Below are 24,962 nucleotides of genomic sequence, written 5' to 3'. Positions count from 1 at the left end.
ACCTCCTAAAGCAGAAAAAGGAGCGTTATTTAATATTGGCGGACAAAGGCACAGTGCCGGCGGCACTACCTTTACCGGAGAAGACGGCACCACTTTTGAAGCCGAACAGGGAGAACTTATTGGCGTGATGAACCGTAATGCCGCACGCCATTTTATGGCTTTTAATAACACCTTTCCTGCCGGTAGCGGTAGCGCGCCCAATTATTTTGCCGGTGGCGGTATTGTATCGCGTGAAATAGCTTCTCCCGGACTTAATGTAGATGACTTAGCCTCCAAAATTGCCCAGGCAAACAGCACCTTGCCACCTCCGGTAGTAGCAGTAGAAGATATTGTAACCCAAAGCAACAGCTACGCCCGTGTGCGCCAAGGGGCAAACTTTTAAAATTTGATTAAATTAAAACAGATGAAAATTTCAGCAATCCTCTCCGGCTGGAAAAATTATATGGCAAAAAGCGAGGTAACAGAAACGGTAGCACGGCAACGTGCTGCCCTCTGTGCCGCCTGCCCCCATAGCCGTAATGGTAAAATACTGGCTTTTATAAAAGATACATTAAAAAATGTAGAGGGTGCTTATTGCAACCTGTGCGGCTGCCCCCTTAGTGCTAAAATACGCAGCAATGATATTTGTCCTGATAATAAATGGTAAATGAACCGATATGAAACCATACTAAGCCTTGGCGAAGATTTTATGAAACTCATGGCAAAAAGCCTTATCCCGGTACACATACTGGACTGGAAGGTGTATTATGAAGCTTACATAAAAGAAATGGAATACCAGAACAAGCATTTTAAAAAACCCCGCAAAAGTGAAGCTACTGCAACAGTTGCAGCCCATTATAACATCAGCGAACGCACTGTATATAACATTATTGCCTTTATGGAGGGATAAATCATTCCAGCTTAAAAACAACAAAAACGGCTGCCCGGTATTCAATTTTATCAAAATCAACATTAATAGGTTCAGGTACACTATTGCCATATACAGAGCTGGAAGCTCCCCTTATCCTGATATTATAGCCCGAACCCGGTGCACCCTGTGAAAGGTAAGGGTTTACAGCTTTCTCATCTGTATCACTAATATATAGCGCCCTGCCTACCGATTGCCCAAGTGGCTTAGTATAAAACATTGCCTGTTCTTTTGCTTTTGCAACAGCTTTAGACTTTAATGCCAGCAGCAGTTGCTCCTCCCCCGAATATTCTACATGGTCAATATTTACATTTGATATTTCTGCACTTTCAAGGGCTTCGAGAACTTTGTTTGCTGTTATGGCATCGTGTACAATAAGAGAATATATTTTACTTTTCAGGATGTCCTGAACCTTTAAAAAATATTTTCGGAAGTTGCTGCTGTAATCTAAAAGTGTGAGGTCATTACGGGTATCAATGCCTAGCTTGGTAAGCTCCTGTTCCATTTTCTGTTCCAGCTCTTCTGTAGACTGCCTCCCTTTTGTATTGGCTTCGTTCAGTATAATGGTAATGTAAATCCTGTCCGGTGTAACAAGTGTATCTGCCTGCGCACGGGTTTCAAGGTAGGGCACATCAATGTAATTTTTAGACTGGCTAAAGCTTTGAAGGCTTACAAGAAATAAGAGGAATAAGGAAATGTTTTTCATGGCTGTACATTAAGATTATACCTTTAAAGATACTTTTAAAAGGCAAAAGGTTGGTAAACAAAAATATTATTGCAAAACACCTTTCAGTAAACACAGTGCAAAGCAGGGTATCTTTGCAGTATAAAAGGATCCGTTTCTTTTTATATTCAACAGTGTTCTGAAAGCATCGCTTCAGTAAAACCTTTAAAAAGCGTCGTACCTTTGTACCATCAAAGCAGCGCTGTTAGCCAATAGGCATACGTTAATTTTCAATTCTTCAAATTAGCATATCTCCAAATTAAATAAGATTTCACTCATTCATGCTGAATGACAGGAAATATATACATCTCCGGGCAAATCGGCTCGTTTGACGGTACTACGGGTATTGAGCTTGCCGATGTTATAGCACAGGCACGCAAACAGCCACAGGCAACAGCATTCAACATACACATTAACAGCGAGGGTGGCCTGGTAGATGTAGGTTTTGATATTTACAACTACCTAAAATCGCTCAAAAAACCGCTTACTACCATTGGCAGCGGCATTGTAGCCAGCATAGCTACAGTAATATTTATGGCAGGCACTAAGCGCATGCTGCGCGAAAATACCCCGTTCATGATTCACCTTCCATGGGGTGGCTCTATGGGCACTGCCGAAGATCTGGAAAAATTTACGTTACAGCTCAGGGCCATCGAAAAAAAAATGGTGGGATTCTATAAAAAAACGCTCAACATTCAGGAGCAGGCCATAGTACCCCTATTGAAAAATGAGACCTGGCTTTCGCCATCACAGCTCACCGCCCTGGGCTTTACTACTACCCCGCAGCAGGTTAAAGCTGTAGCAAAAGCATTTATTAATCCAAATTTAACTATGAGAGGAACCTTTAGTGAAAAGGACAGGCACTGGATGGAAAGCCTGTTTGCAAAAACGCTGGGCAAATTTAAAAATGCCCACATCTTTAACAAAGTGGTGCAGGATGCCACCGGTGCAGAAATTGATTTTACAGAGTTGCCGGATGATGGCGTTATTGAAATTGGCGCTACTGCCACCATAGATGGTGTACCTGCCGAGGGCGAGTATTTATTGCCAGACGGTACCACCTATGTGTTTGAAGCCGGAGAACTTACTGATATTATTGAGCCGGAAGCCGGGGCTGCTGAAGAAGCTGCAGCTGGCCTGCGGGCAGAAAACAAAGCCCTTAAAAGGCAGCTTAATATTATTAAAGGCGAGGTAATGGCGCTTAAACGCCAGGTAGGCAGCCGCTACAGCATAGATGGTAAAAAAGTAGCTACCCGAAGGGTTGCCCAGGCAGACCGTACCGCAGGCATTAAGCAATATTTGCAAACTAAACCGAAGAAGTAATGCCGTTATTTAATGTAGACTCATTAGTGCTTAACCCCCGCGAAGCCGAAACGGTAAGCGAGGTAATATTTGAAAGGGTTTTTAATGATAGCGACATTGCAGAATACCATGAGGTTGAAACAGGTATTGATGTAAAAACCCAGATTGCCTTTGCCGACAGGCTTGGGTTATTGGGTAAAGAAACCAGCGGATGTACACCCAATGTTGCGGGCGGTTTTACATTAACCCAAAAATACTGGACACCGGTAATGGAAGATTTCCGCCTACAGCACTGCCAGGCAGATATGCATGCATTGTTAAAGGTATTTCGAAAATCACAACGTATAAACCCTGATTTTTTTGATATGGTAGGCACCCAGGAACTGGGCGTAATCATATCATCTGTTGAAAGTTCGCTTATAGAAAATATTCACCGCAAAGTGTGGTTTAATGATACAGCTGCTGCCACAGTAGAAAATGATGGCGTATTTACAAACGGCACCGATTTGGGTTATTTTAACTCATTTGATGGCCTGTTTAAACAAATTTTTGAAGAAGTACCCACGTCTGCTTCCAACTATGTAGCTATCACAGCTAATGCTGGCGCAACCTATGCTGCACAGGCACTTGAAGACGATGCTGCCCTTGCCATTTTTGAACAAATGGTAACTACTGCCGATGAAAGGCTGGTATCTGCAGATGATGTATTTATCCTTGCTTCAAGGTCACTGGCCGATAATTACCGTGCCACCCTGCGCAACAAAAACCTGGGTTCCGGTTTCCTTGAAGTAGTAGAAGAAGGCCGACCTAAATTGTATTTTGATGGTATAGAAGTTAAAGTGCGTTATGATTGGGACAGGTATATTAAAGATTACCAAAATAATGGAACATCATGGCACTTGCCACACCGCGCAGTACTTACCACAAAAAGCAACATACCTGTGGGCACCCTAAGCGAGGATGACCTTACCAAACTGGATGTGTTTTATGACAAAGTATCTAAAACTAATATTATGGATGCCGCTTATACTATAGATGCAAAACATCTTGAAACCTACATGACGGTTGCAGCGTACTAACGCTCCATTTAATTTAAGTTTAGCCGAGCTGGAAAAGTAAACTGAGGGGAGCAATCAGGTTCAACCTGAAACTTTAAACCTGAAACAAGTTTTTCTACAATATTTGACACTTTTTAATATAACAAAAACATGCCGGATTGTACAGGACATTTAACCGCTGATATAACTTTTGATTGTGCAAATGCACCCGTAGGTGGAATTGAACAAAATGTAATACTCATCAACAAAGATGATATTGATGTAACAACCATTACAACCGATGCCACAAATGATATGGTAATCACAAACGTGAGCCTTAAATCAGGCAAAACAGGTTACAAACTTACTGGTGTAAAACAAAGTAACGGTAAAGCTTGGGAACTGGTTAAAAAAGAAAATGCCCCTGATAAGTTTAAGCATACTTTCAGCGGTGTCATCTTCAACCCAAGCGCCGAAAATAAATTACAGGCCGCTAATCTTGCTAAGGGGGCTAAATATGTAGCTGTAATTGAACAGGTTTGGAAAGGCACAGAGAGCAAAGATGCCTTTGAGGTTCTTGGCCTGTCTTCCGGACTTGAACTTTCTACCATGACAAACAGCTCAAAAGAAAACGACAACATGATTATGTTTGAACTTGCATCTGCCGATGGTTTTGAAGAAACCACAATGCCAAAAACATACCTTGATGGCGATTATGCTGCTACCAAAACAACATTTGATGCCTTATTTGTACAGGCCTAATGGATTTTAAAAGTATGGATATCCGCACCCTTACTCGTAGTGTTACGGGTGAGGGGGTGCGATACCTCGAAATCTTCTTGAGGGAATACACAGCCTTATTCCCCGGGCCGGTAAATCCTTCGTGCAATAAGTGCCTTAATGAATATTTGACAAAGTATAAAAAACATTACAGTACTATGGCCAATACATGTAAATACAGGCTTCACGCTAAGTACGAAAATATCCCCTTAGGGTTTGGTTCATCCATATTGGTTAATAACGCCAACATTACTAATGAATATGCCCAAAAACTATTAAACAAACCCAATGGCCAACGTTTTTTTGCAGTAATACCCGAAGAAGAATCTGCCACGCAAGAAATTACTGATCATCCTGAGAAAAAAGGAAAAATTAGAAAATATAAAGATAAAGTTGCCGGAAATATTCCTGATACAGGTGCCAAAGAATGAAAACACTTTTAATAGAGGTATGGAAAAGGCTTACCCCCTGGAGTAAAAGTGCTGACGTGTATGCCAATGATGTAGATAATGGATACCCCGAACGTATGGACAGGCTTATTAACAACAGTGTAACGGCAAAAAGCGCTGCGTCCATCATGGTACAGTATCTTATCGGAAAAGGTTTTGGCCCCGATGCAGACAGTATTGTTATTAATAAAGCTAAAAATATAAAGCTCATAGATTTTGCAGATGATGTAGCAGATGACCTGGTTAAACAACGAGGCGTATTTGTACACATTAATTATAATGCGCTCTACCAGATAGCTGATTTTAGTGTCTTGCCCTTTGAATGGTGCCGCATTGGTAAAAAAGACAGTACCGACTATGCCGGAAAAATAGCGGTGTGTAAAGAATGGCTAAAGCCAAAGCGCAATGAAATTGAACTCATAGATGTATATAACCCACGTAAAAAAGTAATTGATGCACAGGTTGAAAAAGCCAGTGGATGGGAGCATTATAAAGGGCAGGTACTTTATATAAATATGGATACCAAGCTAATTTATCCCTTAAGCCGTATAGATTCTGTGGCTGAAGATTGTGATAGTGAAGCACAGGCATCTGTTTATAAAAACCGGTTATTACGCAAAGGCTTTTTTGGTAATACGCTTGTTGTAACACGGCCACTTATTGCAGAAGGGTTAGAACCTGGTAGCCAGCCACACCAGGAAGCTGAGAGTGAACGTGAGGCATTCCAAAAAGCAATTAAAGAAAGTCTTGGGGCCGAGAACACAGGTGGTGTGCTTTGCCTTGAAATGGATTTTGCAGGCGAAAAGCTTGAAGATGCCATACTAATAAAGCAGATTGAAAGCAAAATTGATGATGAGCTTTTTAACTATACCGAAACCAGCGTAAGGGAAAATATATTAGTAGCTTTTAACAACCTCCCGTCTGGCCTGATAAAAACAAACGACTCGTCACTTTTTGGCAATTCAGGAGAAGCCATCCGGGAAATGAAGCGCACTTACTGGGAAAACACTTTTAAAGAAAGGGCACTGCTGACTTCTGTCATTAACCGGCTCCTAGCAAAAAGCCAGGATTACTCAAGCCTTAAAGTAGAACCCATAAAACTTATAGATGATGCAGCCTTTAATAACCCGGAATGATATTGCTGCCTACCGCCAGATGTCTAAAACAGGTAATGATGACAAGCTTAATGAAATAATATTAGATGCGCAGCTACTGGATCTTCAGCCGCTTATAGGCGAGGGGTTATATAATAAACTGCTGGAAAGCTTACAGGATTTAGAAGATCTATGGAATGGGGGAATGTATGAATTTAATGGTATTTCATACTCTAATTATGGACTTAAGATGGTTTTGGTTTATTTCGCCTATGCACGGTATATGATGTTTTCATCTATAACAGATACCCCTTTTTCAATTGTAGAAAAACTAAACCCTGAGAGCCGCCCGGCTGAAACCACAACCAAAAAAACTATTTATACCCTTAATCGCGATGTGGCATTTAAAATTTGGGATAGTGTAAAAAATTATCTTATACGTACAAAACAGCAGGATTATATATCATGCGCAAACACATCTGCCGCAGGTTTAAGATTTACAAAAATAGGTTAGCATGATATCAATCAATTCAATAAGTACAAAGAAATTCTCCCTCAACGGAATTACATATTTAAAAAACTACATTACCTCAGTAAAAGGTGAAAAAATAGAAATCTTTAATTGTTATGAGAGAAAAGATGTTTTAATACCACTTACACATTATTCTGAATTTATTGTAAATGGTTTAGATTATAGTAGTGCCCAAGCCTTACAAATAGCCTTACTAGACGTTTTATATGTAAGAATTTTCACTTCTGGAGACACTACTCTTTTAGATCAAAACAATATAGGCTTAAAAAAAGTTATTGGTCTACAGTTATTAGTTTCTGTCGGAATGGCTAATGGCAATCCCACCCTTTACAATGTTGTAGATGCCATAAATACTTTTTCTCAGTCTAGTTTTACAGTTACTGAAAAACAAACGCCCGTAATAGTTTATGCTATTAAATATCAAAGTATCAATTATATTTTTACACCTGTAGCCAAATATACCTGGTTGTTTTTGAGAGGAGCTGGAAGCTGGGGCTATGGAGGACTTTCGGTAACCGGACCCGATTTTTATGAATTGCCTACTCAAAGCCTTACTCCGGATGATATTGAAGAAACACCGGGCCAGTCGGTAACCGATCTCGGTGATATTACAGGCAGTGATTTCCTTACTGTAATGAATAGTATTGAGCATGATCTTTCCGATACCGAAATATCCTATTTTTTCAAATATACAATTGACGGGGTGCAGTATGTACAGCTTTTTATAGGTACCAACGGGGTATTCAACAATGATTTTGTTGAAAGTGATTTCCAAATGGTGACTGATAGTGAGCAGTCAGCAGCTATAGAAAGTATACAGCAATATGACAGTCCAGCGCAGTTTCCTGAAACGGGTTTGGATAATGTCCTGTACATCGTTAAGACATTAGTTAATAATATTCCCGGAGGGAAAATGTACAGGTGGACGGGCACAGGTTACGCGATAATGAATGATGTAAATGCCGAACCCCCCATATCGTCCGGAACAACAGCACAATACTGGAGGGGTGATAAAACATGGCAAACTTTAAATAAAGCGGCCGTAGGTTTAGGTAATGTAAATAACACGAGTGATGCAGCTAAACCCGTAAGCGATGCCACACAAGCTGCCTTAAATAATAAATTAAATACAGGGGCTAATGCCTCTTTGGCAGGGGGCACTGTACGGGTAGTATTAGTTACTACAGACGGTACTCCAATAGGCGAAGCAGATATAAGTTTTAACCAAATAACCAATAATCTTACCATTGGGCAGGATGGAATAAGTACGGGTAAATTAACGGTTATATCGAACGAGTTCCGTTTAAAAGTCCAGAATAACATTGCTTCAGGCAATGCTTATGTGGAGTTTAATGCAGACCAGGAACAAGCCCTGCAGTTTATAGATACCAACGGCGTCAATTACATGACCTTTAAATCATTAAACGGGCAGCAGGGTATTATACTTCTACAACGTCAGGTAATATCAAGGGGGGTGTTTTATAACCTTCAGTGGGAACAGGCTGCTATAACCACAGCCGGTGCAGGGACTAAAGTATATGGAAAAGACAGCCTGGGCAATGACCTTTCGTTAACACTGGACAGCAATGCCCAAACCATACAGGCCTCAATATCATTTATTGTAAAAAATGCCTCCGGCAGTGAAATAATAGCCGGTGATTTCAAGCCAATAGTGGCACGTATAGTCAACAACAACCTGTCAATATCGGCTTATACGGTAAACATCACATCCAACCACAGCAACGCAGCTTATCATGATTGGGCGGTAGGTGTAGAGCATATAGCCGGTACTAATACTATCAAATTTTACTTTACGCCTGATGCAGATGATAACACAAACTATACCGGCGCGTTCACCGAGATTAAATACAACATAGGATAATGCATATAGAAGGCGGTTTAATAGAGGGCTTTAAATACGGTGGGTTATCGCCTTTAGATTTTGGCGGGCTTGCTGCATGGTATAAGTCCACGGATGGGGTTGATCTGGCCTTTGGCAACCTTGTAACACAATGGAATGATTTAAGCGGCAACAACAGGCACTTGGACACCATATTTAATCTCGTTGACCTTACAACCCTGGCCTATAGCCCACGTTTATATAACACCGACAACGGTTTAGGAATACGGTTTTATGACAGCCGAATCGTTATGGGTTGCTCAACTGATTTAGAGTTTAAAAAGATGCTGTATGACGGCAGGCCAATGACGATGATAATTGTAGTAAAAATCAATAGCTATTTAGGCGCTGCTAATATTAATTTCATATCAACGGGTTCTCAGCATTTTGATTACGGCAGTTATAGGCTTAGCTTACCCACGCCTACATTTATGTCGAGCGGTGTTCGAAAGGGTACTTACTCCTCCGCAACGACTATCCTTAGTAATTCAATAGGTGCGGCAAATGTACCCCCGTTGGGTAACAATGTAATATCTGTAATTGATACAGGTTATACGCCAGCTAATAACCATAGATTTTTATATATAAATGATCCTTCGGCTGCGAAGACTTCTGGTAAATTTTCAGAATCCCCGCCGGTTTTATCAGATAACTATTTGATAGAAATCAAAGCAGGCGAGGGCAACTACCTGTATGAAATCATTATGTACGACAATACCGGAAAAAGCCAGGCGCAAATATTAGATGAGCATACCCGGCTCTATAACGAGTATATAGCCATAAGATACCCTAACCTTTATAATTAATCGTATGCCATATATAATTTACGATAAAATAAGCACTGCCCAAATGAGGCATCAGATTTTAACCGATGATGCTATCAATGCAGGTTATTTACCTCAAGGCGTGGAATACCTCCCGCTTATTATGCACCCAACTATGGATAAGGCAGCAATAGAGTATGAAAACACACAAGGTGTTACAAACCCGGACGGGACAACCCTGGTTGCCCCTGTAAATCTTGAAGGTTTATTTACCGGGCAGGAACTCGCCCGGCAGGTTGATATCCTGCCCGAAGACTGGAACTTTAATTAAAATTATAAATAATGAAGATACTTATTAAAAAATTACTTGACTTAATGCGGTTTACAGGGTTCGACTTTGTAGACCACGCCATAGGTGCCGCTGTGCTTTTTACTGTAACAACGCTTGGCGCTGACACGCTATTTGTACACGAAGCGGCTATTTGTATAGCAGCTCTGTTTACTGTACTGACAGCCATCGGGTTGGAAATATGGCAGGGTGAAACCGGTAACGGCACCATGCAGGTAAGCGACATGTGCGCGGCTATACTTTCGGTCTTTATGTGCCTGCCGATAGCTTTAGGTATTTATGAATTTATAGGCAAACCGGTTTGGGAAAATTACAGCTACTGGCAAATACTGCATGTATTCATAATATGCTACCTGTGTTTTTACCCTTTTGTATGGAGCCAGCTCCCGGAGCGGGAGCAGAAAAGATTTAAAGATTTATTTAAAAATAACGAATGGTATTAGACTATGTAAACAGCAATTTAAGTGCTATTATATTAAAGGTGGTGATTATTTTTTTTACTTGGCTTATTGTGCTTGTTGCAGTGGGGATTGATTTACGTTATGGTATCCGAAAATCAAAAAGCATAGGTGATTATACCCATAGCGCCGGGCTGCGCCGGACTGTAAAAAAAATAATTGATTACTTGGCCATGATGGTGTTCATGTTCCTGTTTGATAGTATTAACCCTCTTGGGCTTATCAGCGAAAAATTCAATATTCTTCCTTTAGCTTCAATTATTGGAGCTATCATATTGGTGTGGATTGAGTTTGTATCTGTACGTGAAAAAGCTGATGAAAAATTCAGGCGCCGGACTGATAAAACAGCACGTGAAATATTAGACATCGCTTTAAAAGAAGGAGGGGTGCTTGAAAGATTGAAAAGCAATGTGGTAAATAATAATAGGGTTGTGGAAGAAACTGACCCATTAAAATAAAATAGTATGGCAACAGCTGAAAAAAGACAACGGGTTTTAGATGTAGCCGTTAACCAACTTGGCATAACCGAAACCCCTAAGAATAGTAACAAAACTACGTTTGGCAACTGGTTTGGCCTTGACGGTGTGGCATGGTGTGGCATCTTTGTGAGCTGGGTGTATCACCATGCTGGTTATCCTTTAGGGAAAGTAGGATATTTAAAAGGCTTTGCAGGGTGCCAGTACGCGGTAGCGCACTTAGATAAGCTCGGCGTAAAAACTACTGATCCGCAACCGGGTGACATTGTGTTTTTTGACTGGAATAGCGATAAGCGTTATGACCATGTAGGTATATTCCACAGCTGGAAAGATAAAACTGCCGGAACGTTTAACACAATTGAAGGTAATACTGCTGTAGGTAATGATAGTAATGGTGGCCAGGTAATGCGCCGGGTGCGTAATGCAAAAGTAGCGTTGTTTGTAACACCTAAAGTTTTGGATTTATGAAAACTATAATTCCATACGCTATAATATTGGTTTTAGCTGTTTTGTTACTGCTCAGTATTAACAAATGCTGTTATAACAAAAAATTGGCAGATATTAACTTGACCGCGCTTAATGATACCGTTAAGCACTACACAAACAAGCTTGGTACACAAACGGCCAGTATAAGCACGCTTCAACTGGATAAGGAGCAATTACAGGATTTAATTCTGAGCAAAGATGTGGAACTAAATGAACTCAGTAAAGAATTTGCTAAAGTAAGTAGTCTTGTTAAATACAAAACCATTACAAAATATGATACCATTGCTATTATTTATACAGACAGTATACCATGTGATTTCACCCGCCTTAGCACTGTTAAAAAAGAGTGGTACGGCTTTAATTATATTTCTTCGCAAAGCGGATTTAAAATTGATAGCCTTACCATACCGAACCAAACAACTGTAATTACCGGAACAAAGCGCAAATGGTTTTTAGGTAAAGAAACTATAACCACTGATATAACCAACTCTAACCCATATATAAACGTTACAGACATAAAAGCAGCCGAAATTGTTATACCTGTGCCATGGTATAAAAAATGGTATGTGTGGACTGCAGCCGGACTTGCTTTAGGTATTCTAAGCAAATAGTATCACATAAATACTTCTTTCAATACTTCAATAGATTTAGGTTTTCTAAACCCATCTAAATGAATAGAATAATAATCTAAAAGTATTTTTAAAATTATATGCCTTTCTTTTTGGTGAAAACTGTTTTTACTCTCATTAAACTTTAAAAATATGAGTTTTCTTAATAATAAAGTTTGTGAAGCAGAAAGGCATGTTGGTGTTTCAATATCCGTAAATATCCCAGCTGACATTTCAAAAAAAGCAGATTCACGTACAGGTATTGATGGGTAAAAGCCTAAATATTTTGTGATTTCCAAAAGCAGGATCAAATGAAAATCTGCCGCATCATCATGGCTGTCCAGCCATATTAAAGAGGTTTCTATAAAATTATACAGTCTCTCATTTTTTTCTTCCTCCTGTATACAGTAATTAAAAACCTCAGAAAGAAAAAGGACAATAGTGGTTTTAACTATGTTCTTATCAATAGATAAATAGGGATGGAATATTTTTATTTCTTTAAAATATTCAAGAGAATCTTTGTTTTTATTTGTAGCAACTATTGTAAGTAATGTCAGCGGCTGGAAATAACTGTTTTTCTGGCCGTTTTTTTTACCCGAAAAAGCATCCCTTACATAAAATGACTTTAAGCCGTATAACTCTGTAAAACATTTTACTATTAAGCTTTTTTCCCGATAGCGTGTAGCACTTATTACTATGGCTTTTGTTTTTACATGCACCTGATTACTATCTTACAATCATTACTTTTTTTACCTTCGTCTCAAGTCCGTCATCTGATGATATAAAAATCATATATACACCTGATGCCACTTTATATTTACCAAATGCACGTGTGTCCCATAATACGGTACCCCCTTCAGAGGTGGTTTCAAAAACAAGATTACCTTCAATATCCGTAATTTTAACATTTACATCATCCATAAGGCCGCTTATTTTTACCTCCCCTTCAAAACCCGGGCGCACAGGATTTGGATAAACATAAACATTTTGTAAATCTCCTTCAGGTGCTGTACTGGTTCCTTTATAAGAAATAAGGCCTTTATCCGTTGCAAAAAAAACCTCTCCGTTAACCTGGTTAATCTCAATATCATTTATTACGTTGCTGGGTAATGGTGAATTTTGTTTAGTAAAATGAAATAATGTCTTTTGCCCGTCTGGCGACACTAAAAAAGCACCGGCACCACCGGTGGCTATCCATTTGTTATTAGATCCGTCTACTACAATATCTGTTATAACCTGCTCATACATTAACTCCTGTGCCAAGCCATCTTCTTCAATTATTATAGAGTTTACAGAAAGTTCATCTTCAGTTAAAAACTGTTCTATATTTGAAAGCACTCTTAGTCCGTTTGTTGTACCTATCCAAAGCCTGTTATTATTATCTATAGCTACGCAACGCGTGTTTACAGAGGGCAGGTTATCATTTTCTTCATTAATAAGTAACAACTTGTTATTAAGGCCTTCATTAAAAGCAATTATCCCATTAAGTTCAGAAGGTATCCATTTTGTACCATTTTTATCAATAACTAATTTTCCATAATCATCTTCGTGTGGTGAATCTGTCTGGTCCTGAAAACTATAAGAAGTCCAATTCTCATTGTTTTTTACTTTAAGTGGATTGTCTGTGCCACTATTAATTACCCAGAGCTTTCCACCAGTATCAAATGTGCTGTTTACTCTTATTGCCCTGAAGTTTGGAACACTTTGTTGTGACCTTAGAGGGCTGTTTGCATCATCATATAATATAACAGCTATATCATCTACAACTTTTAACAATCCGGAATGCCATGAGTTAAAGTATACTTCATTTTCATTATTAGGATTTACCGCAATACTAATAATAGATTCCACTGGCTTATCTATCGGGGCTACTAAATCCTGATACGGAATATTTACCCATCCTTCATCTGTTAATTTACTTATACCGTATCGTGAATAATCTGCCGTAAAATTAAAATTGTAAGACCCAAAAACAGCCCAAAGGCTATTAGGCGTTTTTTTTAATGAAAATACTTTATTGCGCAGAGGGCCTGACGGGGTAATATTAGTAAATAAAGATAAATTTGTTAAAGACACGGAATATACACCATCATCCCGAGTGCCTATATATAGAGTACCATTTACAACCGAAGCATAAGTAAACACGGCTGAGTTATTGCCCGGAATGGTATTTATTTGTAACGCAAGATTTAAATCCTGATTATAAACCAGGACTTTTGAAGGATAGGTCCCTACAAGGTAACCATTAGAATCCCTTATGTCTGTTGAAACTTCGGGCACAAATGCGAACGGAAAGGGATTGTCTCCAGACAAATGGTACCAATTGCCTGTAGTGGCAATGGCATAAAGCTCTGTCCCGAAAGTTGTGATACCGGTCCATCCCCCGCCTAAAATTTCCTGCCATTGAGAAAAATCGTTTAGGTTAGGGTTATCCAGCGTTGCTTTCCTTATACCATATCCATCAGTAACGGCATATATATAACCGTTATAGACAGCTACCTGCTTAATCGGTACTTCAGCCCCGCCCGAACCAATATAATAGGTATCAACAAACTCAAGCGTAGCAAGGTTTAATACTGAAATTCCAAAATCGCAGGCAATATAAGCAAGCCCATTATATTCGCTTATTGTATTAATTTTTTTTCGGTAAGAGGGCACCGTTGTTTCTTCAACAATATCTATTTTAGAAACAATACTGCCATCTCTGTTTATAACCAATACCAAGCCATTACTATTACCTACAAGCGTACGGTTATAATCATTGCTATGGTAAATTGCCGTAATAGTTTCGGCCTTAAGCCCATCTACTGATGTTATTGTTTTAAGTTCTCCTGTTAGAGTATTTTGTGAAAATATAGCGCTCTCTGACGCTGCATATACTACATTATCAGACTGCGCCATGCCAATAATCTGATAATATGAAAAATAACTACCCCACTGACGGTTTTCCTGCGAGAGGCAGTTTAAAAAAACAAACATCAGTAATAAAAGGAATCTTTTCTTCATCGGTATTTATTTGCACAAATATAGCTAAAACGAAAATTTAAACTTTTCAGTATATACTGCAAAGATATAACCGTTGCCGGGCGATACAATTTGCCCCTGCCAAAATAATTATACCAATCCCTGGGCCAGCATGGCATCTGCAAGTTTTACAAACCCGGCTATGTTGGCGCCCTTTACATAATTGGTAAAATTTTTTGCCTCTTTACCAAATTTTACACATTCGCTGTGTATGTTATTCATAATTTCCTTTAGCCTGCTGTCTACCTCTTCCCTGCTCCAGCCCAGACGTATTGAATTTTGAGACATTTCGAGTCCGGAAGTAGCCACACCACCGGCGTTACTTGCCTTACCCGGTGCATAAAGTATATTAGCATCATGAAACACTTCTACAGCATCTGCGGTACAAGGCATGTTGGCTCCTTCGGTTACACATATACATCCATTAGCCAGCAACTGTTTTGCCTCTTCGGCATTTAATTCGTTTTGGGTAGCACAAGGTAGGGCCACATCACATTTTATACTCCAGGGCCTTTCACCTTCAAAATATTCAGCCTCAGGATATTTATCCAGATATTCTTTAATACGGCCGCGTTTTTCGTTTTTAAGCTTCATGATAAACTGCAGCTTATCTGTATCAATACCTGCCTTATCATAAATGTAGCCGGAGCTGTCGCTCATAGTAACCACTTTTGCGCCGAGTTCTATAGCTTTCTCAGCAGCATATTGCGCCACGTTACCCGAACCTGATATTACTACTGTTTTACCTTCAATCTTTTCGTTTTTACTCTCCAGCATGCATTCTGTAAAATATACGCAGCCATAACCGGTAGCTTCGGTTCTGATAAGTGAACCACCATAACTGATCCCTTTGCCGGTAAGCACTCCGCTAAACTCATCCCTGATACGCTTATACTGGCCAAAAAGATATCCTATTTCCCTGCCTCCAACACCAATATCACCGGCGGGCACATCAGTAAACTGACCAATATGGCGTGAAAGCTCCGTCATAAAACTCTGGCAGAAGCGCATAATTTCGCTGTCGCTTTTCCCTTTAGGGTCAAAGTCGCTTCCCCCTTTGCCGCTGCCCAGTGGCAGGGTAGTAAGGCTGTTTTTAAACGTCTGCTCAAAGGCAAGGAATTTCAGTACGCTGAGATTTACTGACGGATGAAAACGCAACCCACCCTTATAAGGCCCGAGGGCAGAATTCATCTGGATGCGGTAGCCACGGTTTACCTGTGTTTCGCCTTTATCATTTTGCCACACCACACGGAAACTGATAGTGCGTTCCGGCTCTACCATACGCTCCAGCAACATTTTATTTTTATATTTAGGATTGTCCTCTATAAACGGTAGCAGTGTTTGGGCAACCTCTTCAACCGCCTGAAGAAATTCGGGCTCGTTAGGGTTGCGCTGTTTTACGTAATCCATAAAGGATTGCACGTTATTTTCCATTATTTTTTAAGTAATTTTTGTTGTCAAAATTTATTTAACCCAAAGCCTGCTCAATATCGGCAATAAGGTCGTCTATATCTTCAACGCCTACACTAAGGCGCACCAAATCGTCGGTTATGCCGCTTTCCAGCCTTTTGGCTTCGGGTATGCTGGCATGGGTCATGGTAGCCGGGTGGTTAGCAAGCGATTCTACCCCGCCAAGCGACTCGGCCAGTGTAAACACCTTAACTTTTTCAAGAAACGAAACCGCATCGGCCTTTGCCCCGCTTTTAAAGCTGAACGATACCATGCCGCCAAAGCCTCCTTCCATTTGTTTTTTTGCAATATCAAAAAACGGATGGCTTTTAAGCCCCGGATAATATACCTGCTTTACTTTTGGGTGCTTTTCAAGGTATTCTGCCACTTTTTGCCCGTTAAAGCAATGGCGTTCCATCCGTAGGTGCAGAGTTTTAATGCCCCGCAGCACCAGGTATGAATCATTTGGCCCAAGGGTGCCCCCGGTAGCAAACTGTGCAAAATGCAATTTTTCAAAAAGATTATCATCTTTAACCACCAATGCCCCTGCAATAACATCGCTATGCCCGCCGAGGTATTTGGTTGCGCTGTGCATTACAATATCGGCACCTAAATCCAGAGGTTTTTGCAGGTAAGGCGTTGCAAAAGTGTTATCTACCGCAAAAAGTATTTTCTTTTCCTTTGTTATTTTTGCAATAGCTTCAATATCGGCCAGTTTCATTAACGGGTTGGTAGGCGTTTCCACCCAAACCAGCTTTGTGTTTTCATTCAACGCAGCGCGAAACTTATCCTCATTGTTCATATCCACAAAGTGGAACTTAATACCGTACTCGGTATATACCTTGGTAAACATCCGGTAGGTACCCCCGTAAAGGTCGTCCATCGCCACAACCTCATCGCCGGGCTTTAATAGTTTCATCACCGCATCGGTAGCGGCAAGGCCGCTCGAAAAAGCCAGGCCTTTTGTACCGTTTTCTATACTTGCCAGCGCATTTTCAAGCGCTGTGCGTGTTGGGTTTGCTGCCCGGCTATATTCGTATCCTTTATGTACGCCGGGGCTGCTTTGTGCAAATGTACTGGTTTGATAAACCGGCGGCATTACCGCCCCTGTTGCGGGGTCATGCTGTTGCCCGCCGTGTATGGTTTTTGTGTTAAATTTCATATAAGAAGTTATATTTCCTGTAGGATTTAGTACAAATTTACTGTAATTTGGTTTCCTGCATAACAACTTAACTACCTTTTGCAAAACAATAACATTTATTATGAAGAAGTATTTTTACATACTGCTACTGGCTGCCACAACGTTAACTGCATATAGCTGTAAAAAAGATAAAGAAGAAAACCTGCCTGCAGAAAGTGAAGCCAATGAACCTGCCATGCTCTCTTTTGACAGTAAAGAATACAACCAGAAAACAACCATGCCCTGTAAAGGTGAGCAATGTACCAATGTTAGCATAAGTGTACCTGAAGCTACAGGTATGGGCGAGGTATCTGACAGCATAAACAAAAAAATATTTAATGTAACACGCAGCATAGTATATTTTGGCGAAAAGCCTACCGATGCTAAAAGCTATAAAGAGCTTATGGACTCATTCATCAAATCGTATGAGGAATTGCGCAGGGAATTTCCGGATGAAGACCTGCCCTGGGAAGCTAAAATTAATGCAAGCGTTGAGTACCGCACCGACAGTATAATTAATGTAGAATTGAAGAATTATATGTTTACCGGGGGTGCGCACGGCTATGAAGGGCTGAGGTCGCTTTTGTTTAGCCCAAAAACGGGACACTCGCTTACCTATGATGACATTTTTAAAGATAAGGCTGGTTTTAAAAGCCTTGCCGAAAAAATGTTCCGGAAAAAATACAACATTGCACCCACTAAAAATATTAACTCAACCGGGCTTTTTTTTGAAGGCGATACCTTTGCCCTGCCGTTAAATATCTTTTTCAGGGAAGACGGGCTGCTTTTATATTACAACCCTGTTGAGGTAGGCAGCTTTGCCGATGGCAGCAAAGAGCTTTTAATACCCTACAGCCAGGCAAAGCCTTACATAAGCATAAAACAATAAATTACACAAACTTTTTAAGGCTTAGCAATACGCCCAGGTGTGTGCCTTCGTGGTAGTTATTAAACTGTATGGCTTCTTCTGCATTAAAGAGCGTAAAACCAAATCCGGTTGTGTATTCCCTGTAATTTTTAAAAACCCCGTTTTTGTAATCTTCTTCTGTTTTATCTAATGTGGTAAACAGCAACACCCGTATTTCTTCAACTTCTTCTGCAGTAACATCAAATTCCGGCTTAGTGCCTTTCATGTAACGGTTTGCCATATCATCGGCAATCATCATGGGGAGGCCAGAAAGCATATACACTAAACGCTGCTGGCTAACCATAACATGGGCAATATTCCATATCATGTTATTATTAAAGCCGGGGGGTATTGTGTTTAACTGTTCCAGCGTGTAGTTATCAAGGTACTCAGCCAGCAGGCGGCGGCTATTGCGTGTGGCGCGGAAAGCAGTTTGTATGGATGGGTGCATGGGTAGATAGTTTATTGTAAAAATAGTATTTCTTTTCAAAATATGACATTTTAAAAATGCTGTATCTTTACCGGAAATCCATAAAAATGAAAAAAATATACCACATGAAAACCTGCAGTACCTGCAGGCGTATACTGTCTGAATTACCCAATATTGAACATTATGAACTTCAGGATGTAAAAAAAGAACCGATACAGGAAGCTGACCTTGACGAGCTGCACAAAAGGGCAGGGAGTTATGAGGCACTTTTCAGCCGTAAGTCTACACAATATAAAGAACGCGGCCTGAAAGATAAATCCCTTACCGAACAGGATTACCGCAACCTGATACTGGACCATTATACTTTTTTAAAGCGCCCGGTTGTGGTGGCCGGCGACCATGTTTTTATTGGCAACGACCCAAAAACAACCACGGCTGCCAAAGATTTTATGGCCAATAACGGTTAAAAACCTGCCTAAATTAGCCACTGTGGGCTCATGTGTATTTTTATTACCTTTGTTGCTTTAAATTTTTTACATGATACAATCAATGACCGGTTTTGGGAAAGCTTCGCAGCAATTACCCAATAAAAAAATTACGGTAGAAATTAAGTCTTTAAACAGTAAAGGTTTAGACCTTAACGTACGTATGCCACAGGTTTACAGGGAAAAAGAGCTGGCACTGCGCAATAAAGTAGCCCAAAGGCTGGAGCGCGGCAAGGTAGATTTTTCTATTTATATAGAAGTAACCGGCGAAGAGACTACCAGTAAAGTTAATGTACCGGTTGTAAAAGCCTATATAGAACAGCTAAAGAAAGTAGTAAACGGCGATGAAACCGAACTCCTAAAGATGGCTGTGCGCATGCCCGATGCGATGAAAACCGAACGGGAGGAAATGGATGAGGAAGAATGGGAACCTATTGAGCATATTATAAACGAGGCGCTGGATAACATTCAGAATTTCCGTGTGGCAGAAGGCGCAGCGCTTGAAAAAGAATTCAGCACCCGTATTGGCAACATACTTTCATTAATGAACGAAACCGTATCATACGACCAGGAGCGTATTGATACTGTAAAAGCGCGGCTACAAAGCGCTATTGATGAGCTTAAGCTTAATGTTGATGAAAACCGTTTTGAACAGGAACTTATTTACTACCTGGAAAAAATGGATATTACCGAAGAAAAAGTGCGCCTTGAAAACCACCTGAACTATTTTATGGAAACCCTTGCCGGTAACGAGGCCAACGGGCGTAAGCTTGGTTTTATTACCCAGGAAATGGGCCGCGAAATAAATACTATGGGCTCTAAAAGCAACCATGCACAAATGCAAAAGCTGGTGGTGCAGATGAAAGACGAACTTGAAAAAATAAAAGAACAGGTACTTAACGTGCTTTAATAGCTATTGGTTGCCGGTTGTTGGTTGTCAGCAAATGGGAACTGTAAATTATACATTAGATGAAAAAAGGGAAATTACTGGTATTCTCGGCGCCGTCAGGCTCAGGTAAAACTACTATTGTAAGGCACCTGCTGGCGCAACCTGAATTAAACCTCGAATTTTCTATATCTGCCGCCACCCGCGAACCCCGGCAGGGAGAAGTGCATGGTGAACATTATCATTTTATATCTTTAGAAGAATTTAAGCAGCATATAAAGGCCGGCGACTTTATTGAGTGGGAAGAGGTATACCGTGATAATTTTTATGGTACCCTTAAAAGTGAGGTAGAGCGTATTTGGGCTAAAGGAAAAAATGTGATTTTTGATATTGATGTGGCCGGTGGCCTGCGTATTAAAAAGAAATTTCCTGAAGAAACACTGGCTGTTTTTGTAAAACCCCCAAGCATAGACGAACTAAAAATACGCCTTAAAAAACGCAGTACTGAGAGTGATGATAAAATAAACATGCGCATTGCCAAAGCTTCTGTAGAACTGGCAACAGCCCCGCAGTTTGATACCATTATTAAAAACCACGATCTTGATATAGCGCTAGCGGAAGCATATAAATTGGTAAAGGATTTTATAGAAGTTTAACCTTTAACAGGATGAAACAAAAACTTAAACGCTATATAAAATTTTTGCTCGGTATGGATAACAGTGATTATATTGAGCGTTTAAAAAACAAGGGGCTTAGAGTGGGTAAAAATTTTCATATTCAGCAGGGATGTATAATTGATGAATCGCACTCCTACCACATAGTTATTGGCGACGATGTGAGCCTGGCCCCTAATGTACATATTCTTGCGCATGATGCCAGTACCTGGTGGTTTTTAGAATATACCAAAATTAAAAATACTACTATAGGCAGCAAGGTTTTTATTGGGGCAGGCAGTATAATAATGCCCGGTGTTACTATAGGCAATGAGGTAATAATTGGGGCAGGATCTGTAGTTACCAAAAACATTGAAGACGGATGTGTATATGCAGGAAATCCTGCTAAATTTATTATGCATACCCAAGACTATATTGCACGCGAAAGAGAACAGATGCATAATGGCAACACCTTTGGAGAAGAATTTTCTGAAGCTAATAATGCATCATTGCAAAACAAAGAAATACTTAAGCAGGCTGCTGCTAAATATGGCACGGCATACTTAAAATAAAGTGTAGGAACCATGAAAATCGGCCTCTATTTCGGCACCTTTAACCCCATACACATAGGGCACCTTATTATTGCCAACCATATGGCCGAATATACAGATATGGACCAGGTGTGGCTTGTGGTAACGCCACACAATCCTTTAAAGAAAAAAAGCTCTTTACTGGACGATTATCACCGGCTGCAAATGGTACACTTGGCTACCGAAGATTATGAACACCTTCGCCCTACTGATATAGAGTTCCGCCTGCCACAACCCAATTATACCGTACATACGCTGGCGCATTTGCAGGAGAAATTTCCAGATTATGAGTTTTCGCTGATAATGGGCGAAGACAACCTGAACAGCCTTCATAAATGGAAAAATTATGAGGTGATACTGCAAAACCATGACCTGTATGTATATCCCCGCATAAAAAGTGGCACGCTACCCACAGAATTTGACAGCCACCCGCGCATTCATGTTACCGATGCCCCGGTGATAGAAATATCCTCTACTTTTATACGAAAAAGCATTAAAAACGGTAAAAATGTACGCCCGTTGCTGCCTCAAAAAGTTTGGGAATATGCCGAACACAACCTTTTTTATACAAAGTAATTAATTTCAAAACAGCCACCTTATCATTACTCTTTAAGGCCTTCCTGTTTCTGCATTAAAGCCATAAGCCTTATCTTTGGGTAAAAACTTTTATTATGCTGAATTTTGAATTTTACAATCCCACAAATCTTGTATTTGGTAAAGGGCAAATAGCCAAACTACCTACCCTTATAGATAAAAATAAAAAAATATTGCTGGCCTATGGCGGAGGCAGTATTTTTAAGAATGGCGTGCACACCCAGGTAACCAAAGCCCTAAACGGTTATGACATTACCGAGTTTGGTGGTATTGAGCCCAACCCCCGTTTTGAAACCCTGATGAAAGCTGTTGAGGTAATACGGGAGAAAAACATTGATTTTATTTTAGCCGTTGGTGGTGGCAGTGTTATAGACGGTGTAAAATTTATTGCCGCTGCCGTAAACTTTGAAGGCAACCCGGCTGACATCCTTCAAAAAAGGATACGTACCGAAAAAGATAAGTCGATGCCGTTTGGTACCGTGCTGACATTACCCGCAACCGGCAGCGAAATGAATTCCGGCGCAGTAGTAACCATTGAGGCCACGCAGGAAAAACTTACTATGGGCGGCCCGGGGCTTTTTCCTGAGTTTTCTATCTGCGACCCGGAAACTGTGGCATCATTACCTAAAAGGCAACTCCAAAATGGTGTGATAGATGCCTATACCCACGTAATGGAACAGTACCTTACCTATCCGCATGATGCTTTGCTACAGGACCGCTTTGCAGAAGGCATACTACAAACCCTTATTGAAATTGGGCCTGAAGTTGTTGAAAACCCGGCTGATTATAAACTGGCAGCTAACTTTATGTGGTGCTGCACTATGGCATTAAACGGACTGATACAAAAAGGGGTGCCTACTGATTGGGCTACACACATGATAGGGCACGAACTTACCGCACTATATGAAATAGACCATGCCCGCACCCTGGCTATTATAGGCCCAAACCTGTACCGGGTAATGTTTGATTCTAAAAAAGAAAAACTGGCACAGTATGCCCATAGGGTTTGGAACGTTGACGAACAGGATACAGACAAAGCCGCCCTTGAAGCCATAGAAAAAACCGTAGCCTTTTTTCATAAAATGGGAATGGACACCAAACTTTCTAACTACACGGCTGAGTATGAAAAAACAGCTGATTTTATTAAAACCCGTTTTGAAGAGCGTGGCTGGAAAGGGCTGGGAGAACGGCAGGCCATAACACCCGAAAAAGTGAAGGATATTGTAACACTGAGTTATTAAAATTTTACCCTGGTGGATATGGGCCATGCTATGGGTGTACCTTATTATAAATATGCTGTTAATAGCGAAAGGCCTTTATGGTATGTTTAACGGATACGTTTTTTATTATGATTTACTGCGTATTGAACCGCTTTTAGGCTATCCGTACAACATGTTTTTATCGCTGCTGCTTTTTATCTTTATCACCATTACATTTATACAGCTGTGGCTGGAAAAGAAGAAGGCCGCCTATTTAGGTATTATCTGCTTTTGTGTTATGATTGGGCTTTGCCTGCTGCTTTTACTAAAAGGAGCGCTTACCGGCAGGTTTTACCTTCGAATAGAAATGATAATTTTTATTGATGCCGCCCTGCGGCTGAGTGATAAAAGAAAAGATTGGGAAAAGAATGCTGTAGCAAGGGCTGCCGCATAAAAAAAGGCATTCCGCTTTTATTAGTAGCAGAATGCCTTTAAAACACCAAAAACAAAAAATTTAACTAACCTTGTTGTAATCTATCGTTAACAAAATCATGATTAAATAACGCCGGGAGGGCATATATAATTGCATAATATCTCATAATAAAATGTTAATGTTTATGGGGTGGGTAGTACCTTAATTTAGCTATAACATGTTTTTGCCTAATTTTAAGTAATTTTGGCACCAATGAATAAACTTTTATAATGGATGAATCTCCAAAATTTGCCGTAATAGGCGGCGGAAGCTGGGCAACTGCCATTGCCAAAATGCTGTGCGTTAATGTAGACGAAATTGCCTGGTATATGCGTAATACCTATGCCATAGAGCATATTAAACTGCAAAAACACAACCCAAATTACCTAAGTTCTGTAGAGTTTGATACCCGTAAGCTACTGCTTACCAATGATATTAATGAGGCTGTTAGCTATGCCGATTATGTAATTTTTGCTATACCCAGCGCCTTTTTGAGTGATGAGCTTTCTAAACTCACCGTAAGCCTGGAGGGTAAAACTGTGTTTTCGGCCATAAAGGGCATTGTACCGGAAACCAGCCTTATTGTTGGGGAGCATTTTCATGAAATGTATAATGTACCCTATGATGATATTGGTGTAATAACGGGGCCATGCCATGCAGAAGAGGTGGCGCTGGAGCGCCTTTCTTACCTTACCATTGCCTGCCGCGACCAGAAAAAAGCCAGTTTAATGGCCAAAAACCTGGACAGCTATTACATAAAGGCAAAAACATCTGACGATATTGTAGGTACAGAATATGCTGCCATGCTAAAAAATATTTATGCTATAGCCGCAGGTATAGCCCACGGGCTGGGATATGGCGATAACTTTTTGGCGCTACTGATGAGCAATGCCATACGGGAGATGAAAAAATTTATACGTAAGGTTCATAAAATGAAACGCAATATTAATAACTCTGCATACCTTGGCGACCTGCTGGTAACGGGTTATTCTATATTTTCGCGCAACCGTATGTTTGGCAACATGATAGGAAAAGGGTATACAGTAAAAAGCGCCATGATGGAAATGAGCATGGTGGCCGAAGGCTATTATGCCACCAAAAGCGCCTGGCAGCTAAATAAAGAGTATAATGCAAAAACCCCTATAATAGATGCTGTATACAGCATTTTGTATGAGGGTAAAGATGCCAAACAGGTGTTTAAAAAACTAACCGATAAACTGGACTAAA

31 protein-coding genes are annotated in these 24,962 nt (G+C 40.3%); 25 read left to right on the top strand and 6 right to left on the bottom strand.

The features are described from left to right. The 3 genes from ABS766_RS13615 to ABS766_RS13605 all read left to right on the top strand — a co-directional run. A partial coding sequence (locus tag ABS766_RS13615) for a hypothetical protein (RefSeq protein ID WP_408085741.1) occupies positions 1 to 382 on the top strand: 382 nt, incomplete at its 5' end. Between the two features lie 21 nt (positions 383 to 403). After that, complete coding sequence (locus tag ABS766_RS13610; RefSeq protein ID WP_408085740.1) at positions 404 to 646, top strand: hypothetical protein; 243 nt, start codon at positions 404 to 406, stop codon at positions 644 to 646. Further along, positions 647 to 889, top strand: a complete 243-nt coding sequence (locus tag ABS766_RS13605) for a hypothetical protein (RefSeq protein WP_408085739.1) — start codon at positions 647 to 649, stop codon at positions 887 to 889. It abuts the gene before it with no gap. Between the two features lies 1 nt (position 890). Here the strand turns inward: ABS766_RS13605 and ABS766_RS13600 are convergent, their stop codons facing one another. After that, positions 891 to 1,613 carry an SIMPL domain-containing protein gene (locus ABS766_RS13600; RefSeq protein WP_408085738.1) on the bottom strand — a complete coding sequence of 241 codons (723 nt, stop codon included), beginning with the start codon at positions 1,611 to 1,613 and terminating at the stop codon, positions 891 to 893. A 306-nt stretch (positions 1,614 to 1,919) separates the two neighbouring features. Between ABS766_RS13600 and ABS766_RS13595 the strand changes: the two genes are divergently transcribed. The 13 genes from ABS766_RS13595 (at position 1,920) to ABS766_RS13535 (ending at position 11,869) form a co-directional block, all read left to right on the top strand. Then, positions 1,920 to 2,954 carry a Clp protease ClpP gene (locus ABS766_RS13595; RefSeq protein ID WP_408085737.1) on the top strand — a complete coding sequence of 345 codons (1,035 nt, stop codon included), beginning with the start codon at positions 1,920 to 1,922 and terminating at the stop codon, positions 2,952 to 2,954. Beyond that, positions 2,954 to 4,012: a hypothetical protein gene (locus ABS766_RS13590; protein WP_408085736.1), complete on the top strand. Its 1,059-nt coding sequence runs from the start codon at positions 2,954 to 2,956 to the stop codon at positions 4,010 to 4,012. Before ABS766_RS13595 ends, ABS766_RS13590 begins: the two co-directional genes overlap by 1 nt. A gap of 129 nt (positions 4,013 to 4,141) precedes the next feature. Beyond that, positions 4,142 to 4,732 (top strand): hypothetical protein, encoded by a 591-nt coding sequence (locus tag ABS766_RS13585; RefSeq protein WP_408085735.1) that lies wholly within the window; start codon positions 4,142 to 4,144, stop codon positions 4,730 to 4,732. Beyond that, positions 4,732 to 5,181 (top strand): hypothetical protein, encoded by a 450-nt coding sequence (locus ABS766_RS13580; RefSeq protein WP_408085734.1) that lies wholly within the window; start codon positions 4,732 to 4,734, stop codon positions 5,179 to 5,181. The genes ABS766_RS13585 and ABS766_RS13580 overlap by 1 nt, the downstream gene beginning before the upstream one ends. Next, on the top strand, positions 5,178 to 6,335 hold the full coding sequence (locus ABS766_RS13575; RefSeq protein ID WP_408085733.1) for a hypothetical protein: 1,158 nt from the start codon (positions 5,178 to 5,180) through the stop codon (positions 6,333 to 6,335). Before ABS766_RS13580 ends, ABS766_RS13575 begins: the two co-directional genes overlap by 4 nt. Further along, complete coding sequence (locus ABS766_RS13570) at positions 6,307 to 6,807, top strand: DUF6712 family protein (protein WP_408085732.1); 501 nt, start codon at positions 6,307 to 6,309, stop codon at positions 6,805 to 6,807. The genes ABS766_RS13575 and ABS766_RS13570 overlap by 29 nt, the downstream gene beginning before the upstream one ends. A gap of 1 nt (position 6,808) precedes the next feature. Then, complete coding sequence (locus ABS766_RS13565) at positions 6,809 to 8,707, top strand: hypothetical protein (protein ID WP_408085731.1); 1,899 nt, start codon at positions 6,809 to 6,811, stop codon at positions 8,705 to 8,707. After that, on the top strand, positions 8,707 to 9,531 hold the full coding sequence (locus ABS766_RS13560; RefSeq protein ID WP_408085730.1) for a hypothetical protein: 825 nt from the start codon (positions 8,707 to 8,709) through the stop codon (positions 9,529 to 9,531). Before ABS766_RS13565 ends, ABS766_RS13560 begins: the two co-directional genes overlap by 1 nt. Before the next feature lie 4 nt (positions 9,532 to 9,535). After that, the gene (locus ABS766_RS13555) at positions 9,536 to 9,820 is read left to right on the top strand and encodes a hypothetical protein (RefSeq protein ID WP_408085729.1); all 285 of its coding nucleotides are present in this window, start codon (positions 9,536 to 9,538) and stop codon (positions 9,818 to 9,820) included. Between the two features lie 11 nt (positions 9,821 to 9,831). After that, a complete protein-coding gene (locus ABS766_RS13550; RefSeq protein ID WP_408085728.1) occupies positions 9,832 to 10,281 on the top strand; it encodes a hypothetical protein in 450 nt (149 codons plus the stop codon). Beyond that, positions 10,272 to 10,754, top strand: a complete 483-nt coding sequence (locus ABS766_RS13545; RefSeq protein WP_408085727.1) for a hypothetical protein — start codon at positions 10,272 to 10,274, stop codon at positions 10,752 to 10,754. The genes ABS766_RS13550 and ABS766_RS13545 overlap by 10 nt, the downstream gene beginning before the upstream one ends. 6 nt (positions 10,755 to 10,760) lie before the next feature. Continuing rightward, positions 10,761 to 11,240, top strand: coding sequence for a CHAP domain-containing protein (locus tag ABS766_RS13540; protein ID WP_408085726.1), 480 nt, complete (start codon positions 10,761 to 10,763; stop codon positions 11,238 to 11,240). An 83-nt stretch (positions 11,241 to 11,323) separates the two neighbouring features. Then, complete coding sequence (locus ABS766_RS13535; protein WP_408085725.1) at positions 11,324 to 11,869, top strand: DUF6549 family protein; 546 nt, start codon at positions 11,324 to 11,326, stop codon at positions 11,867 to 11,869. A 2-nt stretch (positions 11,870 to 11,871) separates the two neighbouring features. On the opposite strand, the gene recO is transcribed toward ABS766_RS13535, so the two are convergent. From recO to ABS766_RS13515, 4 genes are all read right to left on the bottom strand, one after another. After that, positions 11,872 to 12,585, bottom strand: coding sequence for a DNA repair protein RecO (recO, locus tag ABS766_RS13530; protein WP_408085724.1), 714 nt, complete (start codon positions 12,583 to 12,585; stop codon positions 11,872 to 11,874). A 7-nt stretch (positions 12,586 to 12,592) separates the two neighbouring features. Then, positions 12,593 to 14,872: a type IX secretion system anionic LPS delivery protein PorZ gene (porZ, locus tag ABS766_RS13525; RefSeq protein WP_408085723.1), complete on the bottom strand. Its 2,280-nt coding sequence runs from the start codon at positions 14,870 to 14,872 to the stop codon at positions 12,593 to 12,595. A gap of 108 nt (positions 14,873 to 14,980) precedes the next feature. Next, positions 14,981 to 16,324, bottom strand: coding sequence for an NADP-specific glutamate dehydrogenase (gdhA, locus tag ABS766_RS13520; protein ID WP_408085722.1), 1,344 nt, complete (start codon positions 16,322 to 16,324; stop codon positions 14,981 to 14,983). Between the two features lie 34 nt (positions 16,325 to 16,358). After that, a complete protein-coding gene (locus tag ABS766_RS13515) occupies positions 16,359 to 17,501 on the bottom strand; it encodes a cystathionine gamma-synthase (RefSeq protein WP_408085721.1) in 1,143 nt (380 codons plus the stop codon). Positions 17,502 to 17,601: 100 nt separating this feature from the next. Here ABS766_RS13515 and ABS766_RS13510 point away from each other — a divergent pair, with 100 nt between their 5' ends. Continuing rightward, positions 17,602 to 18,408, top strand: a complete 807-nt coding sequence (locus tag ABS766_RS13510; protein WP_408085720.1) for a DUF3298 and DUF4163 domain-containing protein — start codon at positions 17,602 to 17,604, stop codon at positions 18,406 to 18,408. A 1-nt stretch (position 18,409) separates the two neighbouring features. On the opposite strand, the gene ABS766_RS13505 is transcribed toward ABS766_RS13510, so the two are convergent. Continuing rightward, complete coding sequence (locus tag ABS766_RS13505; RefSeq protein WP_408085719.1) at positions 18,410 to 18,916, bottom strand: DinB family protein; 507 nt, start codon at positions 18,914 to 18,916, stop codon at positions 18,410 to 18,412. A gap of 47 nt (positions 18,917 to 18,963) precedes the next feature. Here ABS766_RS13505 and ABS766_RS13500 point away from each other — a divergent pair, with 47 nt between their 5' ends. The 8 genes from ABS766_RS13500 (at position 18,964) to ABS766_RS13465 (ending at position 24,961) form a co-directional block, all read left to right on the top strand. Next, positions 18,964 to 19,323, top strand: coding sequence for an arsenate reductase family protein (locus ABS766_RS13500; protein ID WP_408085718.1), 360 nt, complete (start codon positions 18,964 to 18,966; stop codon positions 19,321 to 19,323). 70 nt (positions 19,324 to 19,393) lie between these two features. Continuing rightward, positions 19,394 to 20,251: a YicC/YloC family endoribonuclease gene (locus ABS766_RS13495; RefSeq protein WP_408085717.1), complete on the top strand. Its 858-nt coding sequence runs from the start codon at positions 19,394 to 19,396 to the stop codon at positions 20,249 to 20,251. Between the two features lie 59 nt (positions 20,252 to 20,310). Beyond that, positions 20,311 to 20,883: a guanylate kinase gene (gene gmk / locus ABS766_RS13490; RefSeq protein ID WP_408085716.1), complete on the top strand. Its 573-nt coding sequence runs from the start codon at positions 20,311 to 20,313 to the stop codon at positions 20,881 to 20,883. A gap of 11 nt (positions 20,884 to 20,894) precedes the next feature. Continuing rightward, positions 20,895 to 21,452, top strand: a complete 558-nt coding sequence (locus tag ABS766_RS13485) for an acyltransferase (RefSeq protein WP_408085715.1) — start codon at positions 20,895 to 20,897, stop codon at positions 21,450 to 21,452. Between the two features lie 12 nt (positions 21,453 to 21,464). Next, complete coding sequence (gene nadD / locus ABS766_RS13480; protein ID WP_408085714.1) at positions 21,465 to 22,046, top strand: nicotinate (nicotinamide) nucleotide adenylyltransferase; 582 nt, start codon at positions 21,465 to 21,467, stop codon at positions 22,044 to 22,046. 95 nt (positions 22,047 to 22,141) lie between these two features. Then, positions 22,142 to 23,305: an iron-containing alcohol dehydrogenase gene (locus ABS766_RS13475; protein ID WP_408085713.1), complete on the top strand. Its 1,164-nt coding sequence runs from the start codon at positions 22,142 to 22,144 to the stop codon at positions 23,303 to 23,305. Positions 23,306 to 23,357: 52 nt separating this feature from the next. Continuing rightward, positions 23,358 to 23,717, top strand: coding sequence for a hypothetical protein (locus ABS766_RS13470; RefSeq protein WP_408085712.1), 360 nt, complete (start codon positions 23,358 to 23,360; stop codon positions 23,715 to 23,717). A 248-nt stretch (positions 23,718 to 23,965) separates the two neighbouring features. Next, positions 23,966 to 24,961, top strand: a complete 996-nt coding sequence (locus ABS766_RS13465) for an NAD(P)H-dependent glycerol-3-phosphate dehydrogenase (protein WP_408085711.1) — start codon at positions 23,966 to 23,968, stop codon at positions 24,959 to 24,961. The last annotated feature ends 1 nt before the right edge of the window (position 24,962 follow it).

This window comes from Flavobacterium rhizosphaerae (assembly GCF_046000445.1).
GTDB lineage: Bacteria > Bacteroidota > Bacteroidia > Flavobacteriales > Flavobacteriaceae > Flavobacterium > Flavobacterium rhizosphaerae.
The sequence above is the reverse complement of the archived record's forward strand: the minus strand, read 5'-3'. Positions and strand labels throughout refer to the sequence as shown.